General features: G+C 47.7%; 8 protein-coding genes. 3 read left to right on the top strand and 5 right to left on the bottom strand.

The features are described 5' to 3' along the window. Window positions 1–136: 136 nt before the first annotated feature. Window positions 137–1,243, bottom strand: coding sequence for a quinolinate synthase NadA (nadA, locus tag MLD56_RS11450; protein WP_029514851.1), 1,107 nt, complete (start codon window positions 1,241–1,243; stop codon window positions 137–139). Window positions 1,244–1,409: 166 nt separating this feature from the next. On the opposite strand from nadA, the gene MLD56_RS11445 reads away from it, so the two are divergent. Both MLD56_RS11445 and MLD56_RS11440 read left to right on the top strand, forming a co-directional pair. Next, window positions 1,410–2,564 carry an IscS subfamily cysteine desulfurase gene (locus MLD56_RS11445; protein WP_029514849.1) on the top strand — a complete coding sequence of 385 codons (1,155 nt, stop codon included), beginning with the start codon at window positions 1,410–1,412 and terminating at the stop codon, window positions 2,562–2,564. Next, a complete protein-coding gene (locus MLD56_RS11440; protein WP_029514848.1) occupies window positions 2,561–3,100 on the top strand; it encodes a transcription repressor NadR in 540 nt (179 codons plus the stop codon). Before MLD56_RS11445 ends, MLD56_RS11440 begins: the two co-directional genes overlap by 4 nt. Before the next feature lie 134 nt (window positions 3,101–3,234). Here MLD56_RS11440 and greA read toward each other — a convergent pair whose 3' ends face one another. After that, window positions 3,235–3,714 carry a transcription elongation factor GreA gene (greA, locus tag MLD56_RS11435; protein WP_013310174.1) on the bottom strand — a complete coding sequence of 160 codons (480 nt, stop codon included), beginning with the start codon at window positions 3,712–3,714 and terminating at the stop codon, window positions 3,235–3,237. Between the two features lie 365 nt (window positions 3,715–4,079). Here greA and MLD56_RS11430 point away from each other — a divergent pair, with 365 nt between their 5' ends. Next, window positions 4,080–4,439: a hypothetical protein gene (locus tag MLD56_RS11430; protein ID WP_029514846.1), complete on the top strand. Its 360-nt coding sequence runs from the start codon at window positions 4,080–4,082 to the stop codon at window positions 4,437–4,439. Between the two features lie 221 nt (window positions 4,440–4,660). Here MLD56_RS11430 and MLD56_RS11425 read toward each other — a convergent pair whose 3' ends face one another. From MLD56_RS11425 to MLD56_RS11415, 3 genes are all read right to left on the bottom strand, one after another. Continuing rightward, complete coding sequence (locus MLD56_RS11425) at window positions 4,661–7,717, bottom strand: endonuclease (RefSeq protein ID WP_029514845.1); 3,057 nt, start codon at window positions 7,715–7,717, stop codon at window positions 4,661–4,663. Window positions 7,718–7,816: 99 nt separating this feature from the next. Then, window positions 7,817–9,718 (bottom strand): serine hydrolase domain-containing protein, encoded by a 1,902-nt coding sequence (locus tag MLD56_RS11420; RefSeq protein ID WP_029514844.1) that lies wholly within the window; start codon window positions 9,716–9,718, stop codon window positions 7,817–7,819. A gap of 266 nt (window positions 9,719–9,984) precedes the next feature. Beyond that, entirely contained in the window at window positions 9,985–21,204 is an 11,220-nt protein-coding gene (locus MLD56_RS11415; protein WP_029514842.1) for a non-ribosomal peptide synthetase, read from the bottom strand. Between the last annotated feature and the right edge of the window lie 73 nt (window positions 21,205–21,277).

Here is a 21,277-nt window from a genome sequence, read left to right as displayed (position 1 = left end):
ATAGCACGAAACCGGACAAGCGACTAATCTTTAATTAGAGATACGGGTTGGATCACAAGCAACTGAAATAATTATTTCTGCTCCTTCGGTCTAATGCTCAAATCCGGTGGAAGGACGCTCTATATTACGGTAAAACTTAACGGATAGCAAGCATACGATTCAATGCTAGTACAGCATCCTGTCTGATCTGAGCATCCACACGAATCACACCCACAGGCTCACCCCGGTCAAACTGTTCCATTGCCCACAGCAAATGGGGAAGATCGATCCGGTTCATGGTTAGGCAGGGACACATATCGGGATTGAGCGATTCAATCTGCTGTTCAGGGTACTGCTGCTTGATTCGTTGCACGAGATTCATTTCTGTGCCAACAGCCCATTGGGTCCCTGGCTCTGCCGCACGGATGGTATCGATGATGAATTTTGTGGAGCCCGCGCAATCTGCGAGCTGTACGACTTCATAAGAGCATTCGGGGTGAACGATGACCCGGACGTTCTTATCACGCTCGCGAACGTTGCGAATATGATCTACTGTAAACTTTTCATGAACAGAGCAATGCCCTTTCCATAAAATAATTTTTACGGTTGCTGGGTCCTGTTCAGTCTCAAGCTGATCTGCCAGCGGATTCCACACGGCCATTTCATTTAGCGGAATTCCAAGATCGTAAGCTGTATTGCGACCTAAATGCTGATCCGGCAAAAACAAAATACGTTCCTTTTGCTTCAGCGCCCACTCCAGCACTTGCTTAGCATTCGAAGAAGTCACGGTAGCCCCACCATGCCGTCCTACAAAGGCTTTGATCTCTGCTGTGGAATTTACATACGTTAACGGAATGATCGTATCTCCTACCAACTCCTGTAAATGCTTCCATGCTCGTTCTGTCTGTTCCACATTCGCCATATCTGCCATCGAGCAACCTGCACGCATATCCGGCAGGACAACAGTCTGTCGATCGGTAGTTAGCATATCCGCTGTCTCCGCCATAAAATGGACCCCACAAAATACAATGAACTCCGCTTCCTGATTTTGTGCAGCCATTTGAGCAAGCTGTAGAGAATCTCCTGTTATATCAGCAAACTGAATAACCTCGTCCTTCTGATAGTGGTGGCCCGGTATAAGCAGCTTGGGTCCCCATTTTTGTTTCAGTTCGGCCACTCGCTGCTCCATTTCAGCAACCGTCAGTGTCTTATAATGCTCTGGCATAAGCCCTCGATTTCCTTGTAAAACGTCAAGCATAGACATTAGAATCCCTCCATATCGATGCGGCTGATCGTTCCGCTCTCAGCGAACAGATAACCGCTTTGTGTACATTCATATTTACAAGTGTCTTGACACTTATATTTACACATGCCTACAATAATCTCAAGAGTTTTTGAATGGAATTATTTTTAAGCAGGGAGGATTTGGTGTGATTTATCTCGACTATGCCGCTTCTACACCCATGTGTGGTGAAGCTTTAAATATGTATAACGTATTAAATAAGGAAATGTTCGGAAATGCCAGCAGCCTTCATGATGCGGGCGGTCAAGCAGCCTACACGCTGGATTACAGCAGGCAACGAATAGCAAATATGATTGGCGGGCAAAAGGAAGGCATCTATTTTACAACAGGGGGAACAGAATCCAATATGTTGATTGTGCAATCGATCCTGAACGGGTTGCCGCAGCATAAAAAGCATTGGATCATGAGCGCTTTGGAGCATCACTCGATGTACAATCTTGCTACTTTGCTGGAACGTCAGGGCTATGAACTGACCATTGTGCAACCGGATCGGGAAGGACGAATGTCTCGCGAAGCTCTTTTACCTCACCTGAGAGAAAACACCGGACTTGTCTCCGTACAACACGCCAATTCGGAAACGGGACTAGTTCAGGACCTTGCTGCCTTATCTCCCCTGCTACGCGAACGGGGTATTTTGCTGCACAGTGATGCGGTACAGACATTTGGGAATATTCTCGTAGATGTAGAAGCCATGGGAGTAGATGCACTCTCTGTATCGAGCCATAAAGTGTATGGCCCCAAAGGCGTCGGTGCTGCATATCTCAAACCCGGAACCCCATGGCGTCCCGTGTACCCTGATACACTACATGAAAACGGATTTCGTCCTGGAACGGTTAATGTTCCCGGGATTGCAGCCTTTGTCGCGGCGGCAGAAATGATGACCGAACAGATGGAGTCGCATCAGGAGCGATATGCTACCCTGAGAAGACACTTTATTACGAAAATTCAGGAAAGATCCATTCCGTTACGTTGGGTGGTACAGGAAAGCGAGAATAAAGCAGCGCTTCATCATATAGTAGGCTGTTTTTTTCACGGTTACGAGGGACAATATGTTATGCTGGAATGTAATCGCAGAGGTGTCTGTATATCCACTGGAAGCGCATGTGCTGCCGGACACCACGATCCTTCGCCTGCCTTACAGGCGCTTGGAGCATCCGGCCGTGAAGCGTTACAATTTATCCGTGTTTCTTTCGGAAGAACGACCACCATCGAGGAATTGAATGTATTGGTAGATATTTTGACAGACCTGACGCATCGAAAAGAAAGGAGCTTATCCCGTTGACTGAATCTTTAAAACGGTCAGGTACGGATCGCCGCGAACAGCTACTATTGTGGCTCAAGAGCGAATCACCACTGACCGGGAGCGAACTGGCGCGCAGATCCTCCGTCTCCCGACAAGTAATTGTACAGGATATTTCCCTGTTAAAAGCAAGCCAAGAGCCTATCCTTGCAACGAGTCAAGGATACATTTATATGGAGCCTGCGGGTCAGGCAACTCCCTTAGCCTCACGTATTATTGTGTGTAAACATCGACCTGAACAGACAGAAGAGGAACTAAAGCTGATTGTGGACTACGGTGTAAGTGTGCAGGATGTTATTGTTGAGCATCCGGTATACGGGGATCTGACTGCTCCGATACGGGTTGGAACTCGCAAGGAAGTGGACGATTTTATCCGTAAAATCAGCTCCACCCAGGCCACTTATTTGTCCCAGCTGACGGGAGGCATCCACCTGCACACCTTGAATGCCTCGGATGAAGATAAAATTAATGATGCCTGCGCTGCATTGGAGCAAGCAGGCTTCCTAATGACGGACTAACTTAGTGCGCTTAGCGGAGTAAAGAAAATCCTGTCCAGTGTATGTGGAGTGCAACTGTGCTCCACATGGACGGTATGTAAGCAGCGAGAAATAAAAAAATCCCGGCCCCCTCATATAAGGGAATCGGGAATGAACTATGTGAGCTTAATTTCAAGCAGCTCATATTTAATTACAGCCATGGGTGCATCCACATGAATGATACTGCCCACTTCTTTTCCCAAAAGTGCCTTGCCTAAAGGACTCTCATAGGAAATTTTGTTATCAAGAACATCCGCCTCAGCAGGACTTACAATTTTGTATTCCATCTTTTCTGAAAATTCGATGTCATTCAAAATGACAGTCGATCCAATACTAACGGTTCTAAGGTCTAAATTACTCTCATCCACGACCCGGGCTTTGGTCAGCATCTTCTCCAATATGAGAATGCGGGTTTCCATAAACGCTTGGTCGTCCTTGGCTGAGTGATACTCACTATTTTCTTTCAAATCGCCGTAGCTGATAGCCAACTTAAGGCGTTCGGCTAGCTCCTTGCGTTTTACGGTCTTCAGTTCCTTTAGCTCATCCTCCAGCTTGGCCAATCCCTCTTTAGTTAACAATACTTCTTCATTCGACATATTTTATCTACAACTCCTATTTCAGCATTTTGCTTAATTCCAATTCAACGCTCAAAAATACAATAAACGAACTAAACCGTTTTAGTCTAAACATTGCTGATTGAAAACGCTCTGGGATTTATGCAATTGATCATTTGGCTTGCTTTATTGTAGTTTACTCTAAATCGGACCAACATGCGAAATAAATTACTGGATAACAGTAGCCAACTGCCTTCAGCCAGGGTGATTCTTATAGTAACCAATGCTCTCTTATTCGCATATCGTATGATCATAACGTATTTTGATGAGCACTGTAGTGCCGCTGTCCTTGTCCCGAATTTTCATAAAAACCAGGCAAGAACAGTATATGGCGGGAGGAAGATTCAATGGCTTCCTTAGGAAAGAACGGCAATGGGAATGGCAATGGAAACGGGAATCGTAAATCCAAATCCCCACCTAACGGTCAAAAGAAAAATGGATTAAACAGTAATTCGGCTATCTTTTCCGCGCTTCAAGGAAAAAATGTGGAGGTCCTTGTGGCAGCCCTCCTACTAACAGGAAAACTAAACGTCGATTCGGTGACTTTATACAGACAAGCAACATTGTTTTTAGGACTCACAGGAAAATACAAAACACTAGCATCCACTCCATCCAATGTCGATAATATGGTGAAATTTTTAAATGATAACGGGAATATGACACTGGACCAGGTGATACAAGCCTTTTCACAGAAAATAAATAATTAACAAGTGGCGAAAGGAGAGTTATGTGGTGAGTGAGTTTGATGGAGAATATTTTGCAGAGGTTGTCATTATTGTGATTCTAGTTGCCATGTTCTTCTATGGCTCCTCAGATATAGAGGGACTTTCCGCTTCGCCAACCCAATCCTAAAATGATAATTCCCGCTTCGTAAAAAAATAAAAAAGCATCTATAGACTCTCACGAGGTCAATAGATGCTCTTACTTTTTAACGGCCCATCATTTCTACTTCATGGCCCTTTACTTCTACACTTATCGTTTGACTAGAAACTTCTCCTGAAGCATTGACTAACTCGGCCCGGTACTCATATGTACCCGGCTTTTGATTTTGGATGCTGGTCACTGCACTTTGGGCCTGCGGACTTTGGCTCAGCAGATCCTGCGCGTCGATCAGCTTTCCGTTTTCATACAAGTTGTATTTCGTCGCATTTGTGCCCCACCACATGTTCATAGCAAGAGTATAGGCACCATCACCATCCCAATTGTCATGAGACAGCACTGGAATGCCAGGAGAAGCATCGGTCACTTCGACAGTTAACGGGTCGCTGGTCGTTTTACCAGAAGCGTTGATCAGTTCTGCAGTATACGTGTAGGTACCGTTGGTCTTACCTGTAACAGGAATGACTGCATGCTGTGCTCCAGGAGAAGCCGCTTGCAACGATTGAGTGCCAATCAGCTTGTCATTTTCGTACAACTTGAGTTCATCACCATTCGTACCCCACCACAGATCCATAGTGATGTTGTAATTGCCATCCTTCAGCCCAGTGTCCTGCCCGTTATCATGCGACAGCACAGGTTTACTCGGCACTTCACCTACACCAGTCTTTTCGACTCTAACAGTTACAGGATTGGATACGACCGTTTTACCATCCAAGGTAACGCTGGCTGTAATCTCCGCGCTCCCCTCTTTTAGGGCCTTAAGTTCTCCATACGTATCCAGCGAAACGGATTCATGACTGCTGACATACTGAACAGAAGCGCGGTTTAAATCTGCTTCGCTGCCATCTGTCAGCGTACCCTTGAGATGTGTCACTGCCGTATCCCCAATGTTGAGGGTCGTTTGATCCAGTGAAAGCTCTACTTCTTGCAACTCTGCACCTGCCTGAGCTGAAAAATCATCCAGTCCACGCGGTTTCAACTGATAATTCCCTTTGAAAATCGCCGAAATTCCTTTTAGCTTCACGTGCTGTCCTTCTTGATATGGAAAAGTTGTCCGTGTTAAGCCTGTACGTGCATCGACACGCACATGGTGACTTACTTCACCTGATACTGCATCAAATTCAAACGAACCTACGGGAGTCGCGTCTATCACATTACGAATCATTGCCGTAGGAAGCTCAACCAACTGTCCTTGGCTCGCATCACTGAGTTGGGTGACTTGTACAGCTTCTGGAAGTTGTCCTTCTCCCGTTTTTTCAATTGCCACTGGATCGGTTAACTCTAGCTCACTATTAAACAGTGCCAAGCTTGCTGTAAGCTTTACTCGATCCCCTTGGTGAAAGCCGCTTTGGTTCTGATATACATAAATACCGCCACTTTCATCCTGCATGTAAAAGGCTTGACCACCGAATACACCTGGTTCTGTCGTCACAACACCCTCTAAGGTCACGACTTTACCAGCCGGGAGACTCCGTGCTTCTGCGACACTGATACGAGCTGGAACCGTATTGCCTTCCTCAGGCAACGGCTGGGCCGGGACATCAGCCAACACGACGGATTGAGTCAGCAGATTGCTGCCGTTTTGCCTCAGTCTAAGATTAGCTGAACCACTGGTTCCCGGCTTGATTCGCACCGTCAAGTCCTTATAGGCATGCCCTTTGCCGTTGGACTCCAGACTAAATGTTCCGCTATAGCCGTAAGAGGTTGGCCAGCTTCCATCCGGATTTTGAATCTGGGCTACTTGATTGCCGCCCTCTATATAAATACCTGTGCTGAATCCGCTAATCGTACTATTGGGAGCCAGCTGATCGGCAGTAACTCGAATTTGAAAAGGCTGTGCATTGGGCAGCTGCTCTTGACGAACGATGTTGTACACAGGCTGCGCACTGGCTGTAGGTCCGCCATAGGACCCTGCTTTGAAGGTTCGCTGATCCCACCATTTGTAGCCAGCTGCGGGAGCGGACCAAGGCTCGGCTTGTGGTTCCGTGGAAGCCTGTGGCTCTTCAAAAGGCAGTAATGCCGTCGGCTGGTCCAGCTGTAAGCTTTTCACTTCCGTCAGGCTGGTATACTCCTCCTTCTTGGACAACCAGTCTACGATATTGACCAGTAACTCGGCGTCATCCTGCTCCTTAAAGCCGTCATACGTTGTCTTCTTGGTTCCTGTCTCTTCGCGCAAATATTTTGGCGTTGCATCTTCGACAGGAGACGAGTCCCCAATGAAAGCAGCTTTGCCTAGTCCTACTTTCGATACAGCTGCATAAGGTCCTTCCGGAATGCCGCCTCCATTATACACGCCCTGATCTACCGCGTTGCCCCAAGCCTGATTGGTTTTAGGAAGATATACGATTCCCTTGGCTTTCGCTGGGTCGATAATTGCGAGTGTTGATCCTGCATGCATTGCCACATTACTCACTCCAGCTGTAATGCCGAACGCCTGTGCTGGCTCGACAATCTGATTGGCCGTGATATCGCCTAATGCATTGTAGCGAAAGCGCACACCAAACTGGCTGCCCAGCCAATCTGAGCTGACTACGCCCTGCATTGCTGCCGAGCTTTTTTCTTCCGCACTCATTCCCTTCGCAGGGTCTTCCCATGCACCACGACGATAGCCATTAATGCTCTCCGATCCGTCCCAGCGATTCTTGTTGCGGTCCGCGTTATAATGATCTCCAATGAAAAAAATACTATTGCCTGCTTTTACATACTGCTCCATTGCAGCCTGTTCGCTCTGTTTAAAAGGAATATTCGGCTCTGCTGTAACAAATACATCATAATTCTTTAGATCATTGTAAGTAATGGGCGTAGATTGGCGAAGCTCGTGTACATCATAGCCATTGCTCGCGAGGGCTTGGCCGAAGTCTGAAAATCCACCATCAATCACCCAATCTGCTGCGCCAGCTGTCTGTCCATGAGTATTATCAAACAGCACTTTTTTACCAGCGTTCTCATTGACCACTTTCGCTGCAATGAAGGGGGCTGGGTCCGCCGGACCTTCTGCCCGTGCCGGTTGTATGCTGCCCGCAACACCAGCATACAACGATAAAGCGAAAACCATAGCGGTTGCATATTTGAAGCTACGGGATGTAAAACGATGAAAGATTCCCATTCTTTCCCTCCTGTTTGTTGGTTTAAAGCCCTTCTGGGGGGCATCAAATACAAATTTTAGCATTCATTTATGTTCGAATATGCATTGTTTTGTAAATCTTTAGGAATAATGGATAGGAAGAAAATTCCAATAAAAGAGATACACTGTATGCAGCAATGTGAGCACCGCAAATAGGATTTTCCCGGCAGCCCGGGTTCTTCTTTCCCCTGTAATCAGCTTTGCGCCATTCACGATCAATACCCACACGGCAATGAGTGCTGAAATGAGCGGCAGTGTGCAAATTCCCCAGATATACCACGCGGAATAGCCATACACGATCTGATTGTTACCATAGACGACCTGCACTCCGAGAAAAATCGTGTTTAGTGACGCAATGAATGCAAGGTTGGACGAAATGTGATTATTCGTTTTACGGATAGCTTTGATCACATATCTTACGATCCAAATCAGCAAGGTTGTGATGAAAAATAAGGAGGCGGCTGCATAGCTGACAAGTAGAGTCCAGGTGCGGTGCCAAAGTGTCGTTTGCTTCATGGTTTTACTATCCGGGGCAACCATCATCCACGTACCGTTTTCCTGATACAGCAAAATTTTAAGCTGGCCCCCCTTTTCCACAAACAATCCATCGCCTGCTGCTTGAAAAACTTTGTCTGTTGCTTCATTCTCATTTGGGTATTTTCCTTTAACAATTAACGTATGATCATCTTGAATTCGCACGGTGTATGTAATGTTTCCCAGTATTCGAATCCATTTTCCCCACCCATGAACAGGATTAGAATCCACCTGATATACGCCCTCAATCTCTGGCGAAAGCTTCACTTGCGTGGTAGAACGAGCCAGTGACTGAGAAGCGGCCTGCGGATTTGCGGGCAGCATTTGGGCTATCGCATCGATGACTTTTCCATGAAGCAGAGTGTCCGTGTCAGCTGAATTAATGATCACAAAAATACCGATCTTTTGTGACGGAATCAGTACCATTTCGGAAATAAAATCATCAATTTCCCCGGTAGCCCACAGCATAGGTACTCCTGTCTCCAAATGACCACGAAAAAATCCGTAGCCCACGCCATCCAGGCGTGCATCGACTGCAAATTGCTGCGCATGCATCACTTTTACCGTATGTGGTTGGAGCACCACTTTGCCCTCATACTTGCCTTGGTTTAAATGAGTGATCAAGTAATGGGAAAACTCGTTGGGTGTGACGTTCAACGCTCCTGCTCCGGGCAGATTGATATACGACAAAGGCTGTTTCAAATACGCTCCATCCTTCCACTGATACGACTGGGCCTGTGCAGGATGATTTAACGGCAATTCCAGTGTCGCGCTGGGCATATTCATCGGCTGGAACAGATGTGTACGAAGGTAATCATTCAGTCCCTGACCGCTTACTTGCTCCACGATATTACCGATCAGACCGAAGGCGACATTACTGTATTCATACTGAATTCCAGGTTTGCGGATAGGTGGCTGATTTTGAAAATACGTGCTGAGATACTGTTCTGTGGGTAAAACTCCTGCCCGAGTCGAGCTGTTAATGTCGTACAGCGCTTCATCCAATCCTGAGGTATGTGTCAAAAGCTGATGCAAATTGAAAGGCTGATTCTGGTATTGCGTAGCTTTATAGCTGTGGAGATAGTTATTCACGTCTTCATTCAAATCAAGCTTGTTTTGCTCAACCAGCTGCATCGTGGCGCTTGCACTAAATGATTTGGTTAGAGAGCCGACACGAACAATGGTCTTTGCTGGATCGAATGCCATTTTCCGCTCCAGATCTGCATATCCGTAGCCTTTACTAAAAAGAATTTGGGTTCCCTGAGTCACGACGACCGCAGCCCCCGGAATATGCAATTTTTCCAATTTTGTAACCATGATATCGTCCACTTTTTTTTCCAATGAATTAGGTGTTATGCTGTCTATTGCCCATGCCGGAGCAATGAGCAGGTTCCAGAGAAACAACGCTGCTAAAAATGCGGATAGGTAGCAAATGCCTTTATTCTTCATATTGAAGTACCATCCTTACGTATGAAGTTGATTTAATGATTTGAACCGTGCGGTGATTGCATAGCGAGCAGATATTTATACTCCGTATGGAAGCCATCAGCATGGCGCTATGGAATCATCGCACTTCCCATCGCGGGAGTGCACATAATAAAGCGAATCCTGATCGAGTCGTGTAAGCAGAAGGCATCTTACCTGTCGATCAGGATTCATGTGTTACAGATTAAAAAATTAGTGATTCAGTTCTTAAAATCATCAACCGTAGATTTTCAAGATTTATGATGTGCTAAATCTTGTGTCATGTCTTTGTCCGTGTTCCGAGTTATCTTTTGTATTGCGGCACGGATACTTTTTACATTTTCCTCGATAAATCCAGGTTCCAGTAGTTCATAATGATTACCAATCAAGCTATGCTCTTCATAGCTACCTTGTGTAGCGTCTTTCCATAAAAGTCGATTATCTCCTGTACCCCTCACCGTTTCCGATCCAACGGCGACAAAGCCGTGAATATTCGCCTGAACGCTCTCTGTATTCACAAGCTGGTTGCCATACACCGCGTAAGCGATCATTTTACGTTGGTACGTTTCATTCAACAGCTCACGGTAGGAGTCGGGAACCTGTTCCAGCATGTCATGAATTTCATGCTCTGTTTCTTCAGCTGTGAAGGGCAGGGCTTCCGCCCTTTTGACCGAATCGAGCATAAAAATATCGGATACGGTATGACCTTGACGTTCCAGTGTGTCAGCAACCTTATGCGCCAGATTACCGCCTATGGAATAACCAAGCAGCACATACGGACCTTGCGCTTGCGTGCTGACGATCAAATCAACGTAACGTGCCAGCATGGCCTGCTCATCCGCAGCATCATCCACGAACTCCAATCCATACACGACTGCGTCCTGATCCAGTTGTTTGGCCAGCTCCGCGAACGACAGCCCGTATCCAAGCATAGGAGGAAAGCAGAAGATAGAGATCGGACCGTGTTCATTCAACCGAATGATTGGACTATCGGCCTTGTATTCCAGATCGGCTTTCAATAATGTGAGCGCCTGCTCTTCTATGGTCGGGAAGTCCATGACACTACGGATGGGGAGCTCAATGTCTGTGGCAAGGTGAACTTTGCGTATAAGCTCCAGTACTTTCAAGGAATGTCCACCCAACGTGAAAAAGTCATCATAGATACCCACTTGTGGAATTTCAAGCACTTCCTGCCAAATAGATGCCAGCAACTGCTCCACATCGGTTCGCGGGGCGACATATTCTATACCCGTGTGCAGCCCTTTGTCCGGCACAGGTAAAGCTTTGCGATCGATTTTGCCGTTTGTCGTCAGCGGAAGCCGATCCAGTTGTACAAATGCGGATGGAATCATATAGCTCGGCAGACTGGCCGACATCGCAGCTCGAATCTCACGGACGGTCAGCTGTTCATTGGCAGTGAAGTAAGCACATAATTGCTGTTGACCCGTTCCATCCCGCAAAGCGATAACGACGCTATCCCGCACGGACGGTACACTTGCCAGCCGCGCCTCCACTTCGCCCAGCTCAATCCGGTAACCGCGAATTTTAACCTGTTGATCAATCCGTCCGGCGTATTCCAATATGCCGTCTTCACGCCAGCGAACAAGATCTCCTGTACAGTACAGGCGATCTCCGTCCACCCACGGGTTAGCAAGAAATCTCTCAGCCGTCAGCTCAGGACGATTTAAATAACCACGTGCAACTCCGTCTCCGCCGACAACCAGCTCACCCCAGGCTCCGACCGGTTGCAGGTTAAATGACGAATCCACAACATACGCCGTCGAATTGCAGATGGGACGTCCGATCGGCACAGAATCCAGCTGTTCTTCCGTAATGTGATACGTCGTCGAAAAGGTTGTATTTTCCGTTGGTCCATAGCCGTTAATGATGTTCATGTCCGGATTATCACGCAGAACCCGGTTAATATGGGGTGCAGACAAAACATCACCACCAACCAGCAAATACTTCACATCGCCGAAAAGTTTACTATCCTGCTGTGAAAGCTGATTAAATAACGGTGTGGTCAGCCACATCATGGTGATGCGATGATCCCGTATCGTCTCTTTAAGCTTGGCCGCGTCCAATAGATCATCCTTATGCACAAGAACAAGCTGACCGCCGTTCAGCAGCGCGCCCCAAATTTCAAACGTAGATACATCAAATACAAACGCGCAAGTCTGCAGCATTCGAGTCGATTCATCAAATGGCACATAATCGGTATTGCGGACAAGGCGCACGACACTTTGATGCTCAACAACGACACCCTTAGGCTTACCTGTTGAGCCTGAGGTATAAATAACATAAGCAGCATGATTACCCGCTCCATCTATACCCAGATTGGAAGCATCTGCACTGTAGGACGTATCCTCATTCAGATTAACAATCTGTCCGTCAAAATAGCAACGATCCAGCAAATCTTGTTGAGCCAGCAGCAGTTTGGCTCCCGAGTCCTCCAGCATATAACGGATACGGTCCTCCGGATATTGTGGATCTACCGGCACATACGCGCCACCAGCCTTCAAAATAGCGAGTGTTCCCGTAATCATATCCAGCGAGCGCTCCGTCAAAATGCCAACAGGTTCATCGGGTTTCACCCCTGCATCACGCAGCGTATGCGCTAATCGGTTGGCTGTCTCATTGAGCTCCCGGTAGGTCAATGATTGATGACCCAAAGCGACGGCAATATGATCCGGCGTACGCTCTGCCTGCTCCTCAAACAATTTTTGGATCGTGTGATTGCTTGGATATGCAGAGGCAGTGTTATTAAACTCTCCTGTAATTTGTTGTTTTTCCGCCGCTGTAACCAGTTCCAGCTCTTCTATGCAAACATTCGGGTTAAGCAAAACTTGCTCCAACAGATTCACAAAATGTCCATGCAGACGCTTAATGCCTGTTTGATCATAACTTAACGCATTATACATAAAACGAATCTTGATGCATTCTCCTGGCATAACGACTAAGCTCAGATCATAGTTAGTCTGCTCCGCAGCCACCACGTTGGAGATCGGGAATAGTTCCTGCCCGTCACTTCCCAGTTCTTCGACCTGCTCATCTACCGGATAATTTTCAAACACCATAATATGGTTAATTAAATCCTGTTTCTGATCGGTCAATGCCTGAATCTCAAACAGTGGATACGTATCATACGCATGAGAAGCCAGAGCCTGCTCCTGCGTTTTCTTCATAACTTCTGCAAAAGATTCCCCTGCCTCACTAAGGATGCGAACAGGAATGGTATTAATGAACAAGCCGATAATATCCTCTACCCCGATAATATCCGATGGACGGCCTGAGACGACACTGCCAAATACGACGTCACTGTGGTTGTTATATTTTTGCAGCACAATCCCCCAGACGGTTTGTAATAACGTATTCATGGTCACTTGATATCGCTTAGCCGTCTCCTCCACCCGGAGGGTCAACTCACGTTCCAAAACCGTCACCCAATCACTAGCCGTGTTGCCTCCACTCTTGCGACCGGATTTTACAGCTGGTAATGCTGTTTGCTGCTCATATCCGGATAAATAGCTGCTCCAGTAGTCGGTTGCCGCCTTGCGATCCTGTGCTTCGAGCCATTCAATAAAGCGGCTGTACGGCACTGCGGGTGCTAGCTCTGGTACTCTGCCCTCCTGAAGTGCTGCATAGCTTTCAAACACTTCTTTATTTATAAGGGACAGACACCAGCCGTCCATGACGATATGATGGAAGCTCCATACAAAATGATAGCTGTCTTCTCCGGTACGTAAAATCGCTACACGCAGCAGAACATCCCTACGCAGATCAAAGCCTCGTGCTTTATCTTGTAGCTTGAAATTTTTCACCCGGGTATCTATTTCATCCTTCTCCAGATGGTGTAAATCTTCATATTGAAAGCCGCAATCCTGATTTCGATACACCACCTGCAACGGTTCCGTATCTCTGCCAAAATAAAAATGTGTACGCAGCGCCTCATGTCGCCGAACCAGAATATTCAGGCTTTCTGCAAAAGCCCGAATGTCCATCTGACCTCGCATATCATAAGAAACCTGCTCAAAATACGCGTCATTCGCGGCTGCTTGACTATCTAGCTGGCTGTGAAACAGCATCCCTTTCTGCATCGGGGTCAGTGCATATACATTGTCGATCTCACCTGCAGCACCCATTTCAGATAAGAGGCTGTCCAAGCCCTCCACACTCATTCCTTTATAGGAAATATCACTTGGGGTAAGCTCCGGGTGTTCTTTATGGATGCAATGCACCAAAATTTCGCGCAGGCTCGATTCCAGTAATTTCGCCAATCGCTCGATCGTCTCCGGTCTATAGCTGGTACGGCTATAGCTAATCGTCAGACCCAGTTGACCTCCCGAAATGATGCCACCAAAATCCAGCGTATACGTTCGAGCCATGGTCGGGCTCAGCGGCATCCCACCCTCATATGAGGATGATTGCAAGTCGTTCCCTTTCATATCCTGATCGAACTGTCCCAAATAGTTAAAGCTGATTTCGGGGTCTGTCGTAAATAGGGCTGGAGATGCCTCCGGTGCCTGTGTCTGATGATCGGCTAAGTATTTCAGTACACCGTAGCCAATCCCTTTTTGCGGGATGCCGCGCAGTCCTTCCTTCACCCGCTTAATCCGTTGCGAAAGTGCCAGTTCTTCCGGCATATCGAGCAAAACAGGATATTGGCTTGTAAACCACCCTATCGTCCGGGTAATGTCCACCTCTGGTAAAATGGCTTCACGTCCATGTCCCTCCAGATTAATCAGGAACCGATCATTTCCACTCCATGCTTGCAATGCCATTCCTACCGCCGTTAGCAACAGGTCATTAATTTCTGTACGGTAGGCACGATTGGCCTGTTTGAGCAGCTGCTCTGTCTCTGCGTGTGTCCACAAAGCAGTAACCGACTCACTATCGCCAATCAATGGCTTTTCGTGCTCATTATACCCGTAATCCTGCGGCAAAGGAGCCCGTTCCGCTTGTGCAAGTTTCCCCCAATACGCTTGCTCACGTTCCATAGCTGGGCTGTTGGCATAAGCGTGCAGCTGCTCGGCCCATGTTTGGAACGAATCTGTTTTATGAGGCAGCTGAATCACCTGTTCACCCTTGGAAGCTTGATCATAGGCAGTCGCCAAATCCTCGAATAAAATGCGCCAAGATACCCCGTCCACCGCCAAATGATGAATCACGACCAGCAGATGATCTCCATCCGGGCAACGGAACAGCCCCAGTCTCATCAGCGGACCTTCACTTAGAGAAATACCAGATTGAATTTCATTGCACTTCGCTTCAATTATCTTCGCCAAATCTTGCTGGTTTACATCGCTGTCATTATAATCAAAGCACTCTAGATGGTACGGTTCGCCTTCCTCTACACTGCGGTTCCATGCTGTACATCCGTTCTCCGACAAACTAAAAACCATACGCAGTGCATCATGGTGCGATGTAATCTGATGGAGCGCCCGCCGTAGTGCCTGTTCGTCATAGCCTTCCTGACGATAGAGCATGACAGATTGGTTAAAATAGTGTGGTTCTCCCGTTGGCTGTTCAAAAAACCAGCGCTGAATCGGTGTAAGCACTACATTTCCTGTAACCTCGCCCTGCTCGGCTATTCGGTTAACAGGCTGAATATATGTGCTTAGTCCTGCAATTGTCGGGTATTTGAACAAGTCCTTCATTTCCAGCTTGTATCCAGCCTGAAATAAGCGGGACGATACTTGAATGGCCTTGATGGAGTCACCACCCAAATGGAAAAAGTTATCCTGTATTCCGACTTTCGGGATACCAAGAATGGCTCCCCAAGCTGTAGCCAGTGCCTGTTGGACATCCGTCTCGGGTGCCACATAGTCCATACCTGTATCGAGATTGTGCTCAGGTGCGGGCAGTGCCCTGCGGTCTACTTTGCCATTCAGCGTCAAAGGCAGTCTGGAGAGCTGCACAAAGTAGGACGGCACCATATAGCCAGGCAGATCCTGCGACAAAATGTTACGTAAGTCGCTGGCGCTCAGTTCGCTATCTGTTACAAAATAGGCACATAGCTGTTTTTGTCCGTGATCGTCCTGCCGCACGGTAACAACTGATTCCTTCACACCTGGAATCGTGGACAAACGGGTTTCAATTTCACCCAGTTCAATGCGGTAGCCGCGAATTTTGACCTGTTCATCCATTCTTCCCTTGTACTCCAGTACACCATCAGCACGCCAACGCACTAAGTCCCCTGTACGATAGCAATATTCTCCAGACCGGAATGGACTTTCAATAAATTTTTCCGCCGTAAGCTCGGGCCGATTCAGATATCCACGCCCAACACCATCACCACCGACGATCAGTTCCCCCCAGGCCCCGATAGGTTGCAGCTTCAACGAACGATTGACCACATAAGCGGTCGAGTGATCAATTGGACGTCCAATGGGAATAGCCTGGGTTTGCGGTTCTGTAATATCATAGATGGTGGAAAAGGTGGTGTTCTCAGTCGGCCCATAAATATTGGCTAGGCGAAGCTGCGAGTACTCCTTCAACACACGATTGACGTGCGGTACAGACAACACATCACCACCCACGAGCAACTCCTTCAAGGACGCAAACACTCCGATTTCTTGCTGCGAATATTGATTGAATAAAGCCGTGGTCATGAACATCGTGTTAACACGATACTTGTCAATTGCCTGTTTGAGCTTGGAGGCATCCAGAATAGTGTCATGACTTACCACATACAGTTGTCCCCCGTTCAGCAGCGTTCCCCAGATTTCAAATGTGGAGGCATCGAACACAACTGCGCCCAATTGCAGCATACGTGTATTTTCATCAAGCGTGGCATAGCTTTTGTTTTTCACTAGGCGCACGACATTACGGTGCTCAATCATCACGCCCTTCGGCTTGCCTGTCGTACCAGAGGTGTAGATCACATACGCAAGATCCGAGGAAGATCCCCCTGTTGTAATCGGAAGTGTTCCATCCGTATGAGCGTCAAATTCAGATTTGGTACTCCATCGTTGTTCATCACTCAAATCGATGACCGGAATGCCTGGTTCAAAAGGCATCTGCTCACGTCGTTGTAACAGTAACAGCCCCGCACCGGAATCCTCCAGTAAATAACGGATACGCTCTTCAGGATAATCAGGATCAATGGGAACGTAAGCCCCTCCGACCTTCAAAATCGCCAGCATACCGACGACCATTTCAATGGAGCGTTCAGCCATAATTGCTACTCGCTGTGTCTCTGGCTCGGACCCGCGCCGTATCCCATGGGAAGCGAGAATGCGTGCCAGACGGTCGGCACGTTCATTCAGCTCACGGTAGGTAAGCTGCATGTCCGCAAAGGTGATGGCCAGCCGATCAGGTGATTGTGCTACCTGTTCCTCGAACAGCACATGCAGTGCTTGATCTCGTGGATACGGATAGTCTGCTACCGTATCATTGAATCTCTGCACAAGCAGCTCTTTTTCTTGGGCCGAAACCATTTCTATAGCCGAAAGAGCGATATCCGGCTGTTGAGTAACCGCATTGATAAGCTGCTGCAAATGTTCAGTCAGTCGTTCAATGGTTTCTCGTTTGTACAGCCGAGTTCCGTATTGAAGAGCACAGGAAATTTGTTCTCCATCCTCCACTGCGAACAGACTCAAATCAAATTTGGCCGTCGTTTGCTCACTTGGATAAGATGCCAATTGCAACCCCGCCAGCTGCTGCTCTTTTTGCTCTATGTTTTGTAGTGCAAACATGGTATCAAATAACGGATTACGGCTTAAATCTCGATCCACGCCCAGCTTCTCCACTAGCTCTTCAAACGGATAATCCTGATGTTCAAAAGCCTTTAACGCGTTTTCCTTGACCTCCAACACATAATCGCGGAACGTTTTCCCGCCTTCTGGATAATTACGGATTGCCAGTGTATTCACGAACATCCCGATCAGACTGCCAAGATCCGCATGGGGCCGCCCTGCAATTGGCGAACCGACAATAATATCCTCCTGCCCGCTATAGTGGCTAAGCAAAGCCGAATAGGCTGCCAACAGCACCATATATAATGTCGATTCCGTCTGCACCGCAATGCTTTTTAAGCCTGCGCTTTGTCGTTGGTCAAGCGTAAATTCCAGCACATCTCCTTCAAAGCTTCTCACCGCTGGCCGTGGATAATCAGTCGGTAGATCAAGCACTGGTAGCTCTCCTGCGAAGGTATTGAGCCAGTAGTTTTCCTGTTCCCGGTAGCGTTCACTTTGCTGCTGCTTCTGTTGCCAAGCGGCGTAGTCTTTATACTGAATGCGTAACGAGGGCAGCGTGTCGCCTGCATATAAATGAATGAAGTCCTGAATTAGTACATTTATAGAGGTGCCGTCCGAAATGATATGATGCATATCCATGAGCAAAATATGATGCTCTGGGTCTGTTTCAATCAAACCAACTCGGAATAACGGAGCCTGCCCCAGATCGAATGGTTGGACAAAGTTACGTACCAGCTCATCCGTTTCCTTTGGGGTAGCTCCGTGAGCATTAGTCAATTCCATGCAAAAAGGAACCTCGTCATGTACTCGCTGGACAGGTTCACCGTTCATGGTCTCAAAACTTGTGCGCAATGTTTCATGACGGTCAATAAGCTGACGGAACGCGCTATCCAGTGCCTTGTGATTAAGTGAACCGGTCAGAGTCAGGACACCAGGTATGTTATAGCTAATTCCCGCTCCATCAAGCTGATTGAGGATATACATCCGTTTTTGAGCCGAAGAGACCGCATAAAATGGCTTATTCTCCGTAACAGGGATGGATTCATAAGTGGTTTGCTCCAGTGCTTCAATAACTTGCGCCAGCTGTTCAATGGTCGGATGCTGGAACAGATCCTTTAGCTGCACATTTCTATGCAATTCTTTATAGATGAGTGATATGACATGTGTCGCCCGCAGGGAATGTCCTCCTGCCTCAAAAAAGTTATCCTTAATGCCAATGCGCTCAAGCTCAAGCACATCTTTCCAGATGCTAGCCAGTTGTGCTTGTAATTGATTTTGAGGAGGTACATATTCTGCGCCTGAGCCTACACCTCCCTCTGGCTGTGGCAACGCTCGGCGATCCACCTTGCCGTTGGGCGTCAGTGGCAATTGCTCTAGCTGTACAAAATACGACGGTACCATGTAGCCCGGCAGCTCCTGACTCAAAGCGCTACGCAGCTCACTTGTCGCTACTTCCGCATGGGTGACCACATATGCGCAGAGCAGCTTTTGCTCCTGTTCATCTTCATGTGCAATTACAACAGCTTCTCGGACTGCCTCCAGCTTCAACAGCTGTGCTTCCACCTCGCCCAGCTCGATCCGGTAGCCCCGGATTTTTACCTGCGCGTCGATCCGTCCCTTATATTCCAGCGTCCCGTCCGCATTCCAACGCACCAGGTCCCCTGTTCGATAGCAGCGTTCGCCACCACGGAACGGGCTGTCAATGAACTTTTCGGTCGTCAGTTCTGGGCGGTTGCGGTATCCGCGAGCCACCCCGTCACCGCCGACAATCAGTTCCCCCCACGCTCCAACAGGCTGGAGCTGCATCGAACCGTCCACGACATATGCCGTCGAGTTATAGATCGGGCTACCAATGGGCACAGATCCCGATTGAACGCCAGTAATGGCTTGTGTGGTAGAAAAAGTCGTATTTTCCGTCGGACCGTAGCCGTTAATAATATGTAGATTCGGATGGGCCTCCAATACCCGATTAATATGCGGTACGGACAGCACATCACCACCGACCAATAGCTCCCGCATCCCCTCAAATAGTTCCAAGTCCTGCTGGGATAGCTGATTAAAGAGTGGTGCGGTCAGCCACATCGTGGTAATGCCGTGATTGCGGACAACTTCCTTGAGCTTGGGCGCGTCCAAAATAACATCCTGACTCACCAGCACCAGCTGTCCACCGTTCAATAGCGCACCCCAAACTTCGAAGGTGGACGCGTCAAAGACAACAGACCCGGTCTGCAAAATGCGTGTGTCGGCATTCAAGCGTGCATAGTTTGTGTTTGTCACCAAACGCACGACATTACGGTGCTCCACCATAACCCCTTTGGGCTGGCCTGTAGTCCCTGAGGTGTACATAATATAGGCCAAGCGACCAGCTGCGCTCGCCTGTGGTTGTTCTTTAGCTGCATAAGTCTGCTGTATTTGTTCTGGTTCTGCTTGTTCTGATTGCGTAGCTTTTGGTTGCATGATTTCTGGTTGTATGGTTGTCGTAGAAGCAAGTTCGGGACTGGCGGAAATGGAGTAGAACGGATCTAGGCAGTCCACGTATCCCGAATCAGTATTCGTCCCGTGCTCATTCGACAAAATGGGATCGTAACGATCAGCATCATCCGTTCCATAAATTGCGGCATCGCTAAGGTCAAGCACCATTCCCTTAAAATCAGTGGGCCGATGTTCCATTCGCTGCACGAGCAGTATGTCCGCACCGGAATCCTTCAGCAAATAGCGTACACGCTCATCCGGGTAATCAGAATCAATGGGTACATACGCTCCACCTGCTTTGAGAATTCCGAGCATACCGACAATCATCTCAATCGAGCGTTCAGCTACAATGCCGACCGTCTGCTCGGTGCGGATTCCCTGCTTACGTAAAGAATGAGCCAGTCGGTTGGCCTTTTCATTCAATTCTGCATAGGTTAGGCTATCTTGCCCATACACTACCGCCACCTGCTGTGGTGTCTGCTTCGCCTGTTTCTCGAACAATTCATGAATAGACGCATGACGTGGATAATCCACATTTGTATCGTTGAAGGTATGGAGCAGCTGCTCTATTTCTTGCTCTGACAGCACTTGTGCTGTGGAAATCGCCAACTCTGGCTGCTGCAAAACAATAGTGTACAGCCGCAGAAGCTGCTCAACAAAGTGCTCAATCGTCGTCTCGCTATAACGGTCGCTACTATACTTTACGTTTAGGGAAACCGCTTCATGTTCCCATTGAAACTGGAAATCTAGTTCAGATTGTACGTGATCCAAAAAATCAGAAATATGAATATTTCGCAAGGATACTGTGGTGTGAATAAGAGGCTTTCCATCCTCATCACGTTGAATGTCAAGTAATTCAGAATAGTTCCAAAAAGGAATGTTTTGATGTTCAATAGCTTCGCCGACAGAGGTTTTGATTTGAGACAGCAAGGCTTTGAAGGTTGTGCTGGAATCCAGCGTATTTTTCAATAAAAGTAGATGGTTGATCGGCTTTGTAGCACCGTTGCTAGACTTGGCTACCGGAATGCCCAGCAGCACACGTTCCTCACCTGTGTATTTATGCAATAAGCTCTCTACTCCAGCAAGCAGGACCATAAACACGGCCCATGGAGCGCCACCTGTTATAGATGATATTCTTTGGGAAATTTCAGTTGGAAATGTGAGCGTGTACATATGGGAATTTAAACTCGTTACAGTTGTACTTCTGGACACATGGTTAGTGTATGGTAGGCAGATGGTATGATCCTCAGATTCCAGTTTATGACTCCAGTAATTTTTTTCCTTCTCAAATAAGGCTTTCAATGACATCCCTCCTGCTTCTCGGGGCCTGTTCCCCGGTTGGATGGTGCGTTGTTACGTACATGAGCGTTGTGTC

It is taken from the genome of Paenibacillus peoriae, assembly GCF_022531965.1.
Classification (GTDB): Bacteria; Bacillota; Bacilli; order Paenibacillales; family Paenibacillaceae; genus Paenibacillus; species Paenibacillus polymyxa_D.
Note: the sequence above shows the minus strand (reverse complement) of the source record. Positions and strands in the feature narration are given on the sequence as shown.